We start from the raw sequence: 4,574 nt of genomic DNA on the forward strand, positions 1-4,574 counted from the left end.
CCGATCCGGTCGCGCGCAAGCTTGCCGAATGGCTGATCCTGCGCAACGAGGACAATGGCGCCTCCGTCGAGCGCTACCGCGCCTTCCTCGACGCCAATCCGAGCTGGCCGTCGCAGACCTTCCTCCGGCGCCGGCTCGAGGCGGCGATGTGGGATGACAAGCGCGACGACCAGGTCGTGTGGTCGTGGTTCGAGAACGAATCGCCGGTCTCGGCCAAGGGCCGCCTGGTGCTGGCGAAGGCCATGCTCGCGCGCGGCGACCGCGCCAATGCCGAGCGGCTGGTGCGCGAAGCCTGGCGCAACGATCCGATGTCGGAGGACACCGAAAGCGCCGCCCTCGACATGTTCGGCGCGCTCTTGACGGCAGGCGACCAGAAGGCGCGGATGGACTATTTCCTCTACACCACCGAGAACGAGGCTGCGGCGATGCGCGCCGCGAAGCGGCTCGGCTCGGCCTATGTGGAGCTCGCAAAGGCGCGACTCGCCTCGGTGCGCAAGGCCGCCAATGCCAAGGCGCTGCTCGATGCCGTGCCGCACGAGCTGCATGGTGACGTCGGCTACACCTTCGGCCGCATCCAGGAGCTTCGCCGCGAGGAGAAGTTCACTGAGGCCGCCCAGCTCATGCTCGGCGTGACGCGCGATCCGGCGCGGCTCTACAATCTCGACGAATGGTGGATCGAGCGGCGCCTGCTGGGGCGCAAGATGATCGATGCCGGCGAGTACCGCACCGCCTACCAGATCGCGCGCGATGCAGCGCTGCCGAACCGCGACATCTACAAGACCGAGCAGGAGTTCACTGCAGGCTGGATCGCGCTGCGCTTTCTCAATGATCCCGGCACCGCCGCGCGGCACTTCGCGCGAATTGGGGTCGGCAGCGTCAATCCGACCACGCTCGCGCGCGCCGGCTATTGGCAGGGCCGTGCCGCCGAGGCCGCCGGACGGTCGCAGGAGGCGCACGCCGCCTATGCGGCGGCGGCCGAGCAGTCCACCAGCTATTACGGCCAGCTCGCACGCGCGAGGCTCGGACTGCCGCAGCTCGAGCTGAACGAGCAACTTTCCACGCGCGGCCGCAGCGTCGAGCGGCTGGAGATCGTGCGCGCCGTGCAGCTGCTCTACGATCTCGACGAGGCGGAGATCGCGATCCCGATCTTGGCCGACATGGGCGAGAACGGCGACGCGGACGCGCTGCTCGGGCTCGGCGAGATCGCCGCCCGGCACGGCGATGCGCGGGCGATGCTCCTGGTCGGCAAGGCCGCGCTGAACCGCGGCCTGCCGTTCGACCACTACGCCTATCCGGTGAACGGGATTCCGTCGTTCCAGGCGGTCGGGCCCGAGGTCGAGAAGAGCGTGATCTTCGCCATCGCGCGCCAGGAGAGCGCGTTCAACCCGAAGGATGTCTCGGCGGCACAGGCCTACGGCCTGATGCAGGTGACGCCCGACGCCGGACGCTACGTCTGCAAGCGCGCGGGCGTCGCGTTCGATCTCAACCGGATGAAGACCGATCCGGCCTACAACACCTCGCTCGGCTCGGCCGAGCTCGGCGGCCTGCTCGAGGATTTCCGCGGCTCGTACATCATGACGTTCGCGGCCTACAATGCCGGCCGCGGCTCCCTGAAGAAATGGATCGACCGCTATGGCGATCCGCGCGATCCCAAGGTCGACGCGGTCGACTGGGTCGAGCTGATCCCGTTCTCCGAGACCCGCAACTACGTGCAGCGGGTGATGGAGAACCTGCAGGTCTATCGCGCCCGCTTCGGCGGCGGCAAGCGCCTGCATATCGAAGCCGACCTGCATCGCGGCACCTTGGAGTAGTGCCTGTTGCGTCACGAGATCGGCAGAGTGGGCTGATCCTACTGTGTCGCGACCAAGGCGGAGCCGCAGGGTAGGCTAAGCGCGGAGCGCCCTGCCCACCGCGATGTCAACACACGGCCTTGAATGGTGGGCACGCTCCGCCTTCGTGTGGCAAACTTGCGTGCATGTGGTCGCTTGGCCCACTCTGCGGATATCTCATAATACAGATAGCAAGAGCCCCGGCAGTCACCCGCCGGGGCTCTCGTCAAACCGATGTCAGATCGAGATCAGAAGTTGCGCTGGGCGCGGAGCAGGAGCTGCACCGTGTCCTGATCCTTCAGCTCGTAGGCAACGGCCGGCTTGCCGGTCGCGACGTTCGGAGCCGTGAGGAAGCCGGCGAACTTCTGGTCCAGATGTTCCCAGGTCACGTCCGCCGAGAAGGTCAGATTCTTGACCGGGGTCCAGCGGGTGATGAAGCCAACCTGCGCGATGTTGTAGTCCGGGTTGCAGGTCGTCACGAGGGCCGCCGCTGCAACACCAAACCCGATACCGGGCGTGCCGCAGATCAGGCCCTTGGCCGTGCCGTTGTAGTGCACCGCGGCCCACGCGCCGTACAAGCTGGAGCTCCAGTAGGGATCCCAGTTGTGGTTGAACGCACCGCGCATGCCCCACGTCTCGGTGAGCTGCTGCTGCGTTCCGGCGGCGAAGATCGTGTCGGTGGCAACGCCGAGACCAACGCTCTGGTAGGCCACGTTCGAACCGCCATAGATCTGGGCCGCACCAGCCTGTGCAGCCAGATCCTGGATGTTGTAGCGGGTCGCGCCGTTGGTGTAGACACCCTGGACGTTGATGGTGTCGCCAGGTCCGGTCGGGATGTTCTTGATGGTCAAGGCACCCTGAACGGCGAAGCCCCACTTGTCGTCGGGATGGCCGGTCGGCTCGGTCGCGCCGTAATATGCGACATGGTTGTCATGCGCAGCGGCCGAGAACTGGACCATGCCCCAGGCCTGGTCGATACGGACCATGCCGACGATGTCCGGAGCGATGGTTCCGGCGTAGTCGCTGGCACCGAACAGGCCGCCGGCGCTCAGGTTGTTCACGCCGGCCTGATAGTAGGCGGTCGGATCCTGAACCGAGATCGCGGCACTGACACCCTGGCCGAACTCGGCGGTGTAGGTGAACTGGTTGACGCCGGTCACGTCGCCGCCGCCACCCACCAGACCGTCGAAGTTGTTGCCCGGGTAGTTGGTCCAGGGTGCGCTGAACTGCGAGATCGCCTTACCGATCGTGAAGCCCGCGAACTGGATGTAGGCGTAGTAGACGCCGAGCGTGCCGCCCGCAACCGCGCCAGCGTTGGCATTGTTCGGCGCGGATCCCGGAGCAACGTTCCCCAACAACGGAGCGATGCCGGCGACGGCGCCGCCACCGATCGGCGAGTAGACGGTCGAACCGGGCGCAGCCGGATTGACCGCAAAGCTGTCATCACCCCAGGTCAGCGTGAACTCGCTGAAGGTGCGGACCACGCCGTACTCGGTCGCGGTGCGCGTATCGACGCTCAGGTCCTGACGACCACGCCAGGTGAAGGCGTTGGTGAAGCGGTTATTCGCGCTGGCGGGAAGACCCGTGTTGCCCGTTTGAACCGAGTTGACGTTGACGCCCATTTCGGCGCGCAGGTAGCCGCCGAGCTTGATGCAGGTGTCGGTGCCGGGAATGTAATAGAAATCTGCGCCGTACAGAGAGCAGACCTTCACGTACTCGACCGCTTTGGCCTTGACGGGAAGATCAGCCGCTTGAGCCCCGCCCACGACGAGCAAACCCGCCGCGGAGCCGAGGACAAGGCTCTTGACCATCTTCATGTTAAACCTCCAAGTTGCTCAATCAGGGAAGGTTCCGGATCCGCCGGGTTGAGAAACCCTGGGGGTGGTCCCCTTGTCCCTTTCGACCCGTCGCTCAGCCATATCGCGCCTTCGGACACACCCCGCTGAACGCGAGAGGACTTAAGCGAACGACCTAAAACGGGACGACTTCGGGATGCCCCCCTCCGTCGCATGACCACAATTACCGAACGACCCTGCACAAGCAATAAAGGAACCGCGGGCAAACGGCCTATGGGGCGCGTTTTCGGCCGGGTGTTGCCCAAATAACACGCAAGCGTGATCAAACGAATTGAGCTAACCTGTTGTGAATTAATTAGAATTTTTCTCTCCCTCTGGTTCCTTCCCCGACCACATCGCATGCGTGTAGTGTGTTATATTTTCTACCTCCGGGGCCTATCTGAGCCTCGAATCGTTGCAACGACAGGCGAAATCAAGGACACTTGCTCATATTCCGCGTCGGCGTTTGCACCGACGAGATTCATGCAAGCAGAATCGGGGTTGGAGAATCGAGCACGTCTCGGCCCACGGCAGCATCGATACGCGACATATTCTCGGAGAAATGCAGCCGAACACGCTGAACTCCCGCTTGCGGCTCAGCGCCGCCTCGTGCATATCGGCGCGGATTGGAGACGTGGCCGAGTGGCTGAAGGCGGCGGTTTGCTAAACCGTTATAGGGTTGTAAAGCTCTATCGAGGGTTCGAATCCCTCCGTCTCCGCCAGCCAGGACAAATTGGGCTTTGGCACGCGCGGTGAACCGTCAGCGTTCAGCCGGCGCCAGCGTCTTATGGAGCTGTCTTTCAAGCGCCTCCGCGCTTCGACGGATCGTCATAGCTCGGCGTGTCGTCGAAACGGTCGGGCCGCGCAGGCCGTTGATAGGGCCAGCCCGGTGCAGGAAAGCGCGCCCATG

Annotated in this window: 2 protein-coding genes and 1 tRNA gene; 2 read left to right on the plus strand and 1 reads right to left on the minus strand. The window is 64.5% G+C overall.

Annotated elements, in window-relative coordinates; genetic code table 11:
* Positions 1-1,811 (plus strand): lytic transglycosylase domain-containing protein (locus tag JOY90_RS19325; RefSeq protein ID WP_291692709.1); only part of this gene is annotated, 1,811 nt, incomplete at its 5' end.
* A 266-nt stretch (positions 1,812-2,077) separates the two neighbouring features.
* Here JOY90_RS19325 and JOY90_RS19330 read toward each other — a convergent pair.
* Positions 2,078-3,646 carry a porin gene (locus JOY90_RS19330; protein WP_291692710.1) on the minus strand — a complete coding sequence of 523 codons (1,569 nt, stop codon included), beginning with the start codon at positions 3,644-3,646 and terminating at the stop codon, positions 2,078-2,080.
* 646 nt (positions 3,647-4,292) lie between these two features.
* Here JOY90_RS19330 and JOY90_RS19335 point away from each other — a divergent pair.
* Positions 4,293-4,386, plus strand: a tRNA-Ser gene (locus JOY90_RS19335).
* The last annotated feature ends 188 nt before the right edge of the window (positions 4,387-4,574 follow it).

It is taken from the genome of Bradyrhizobium sp., from assembly GCF_019242285.1.
Classification (GTDB): domain Bacteria; phylum Pseudomonadota; class Alphaproteobacteria; order Rhizobiales; family Xanthobacteraceae; genus Bradyrhizobium.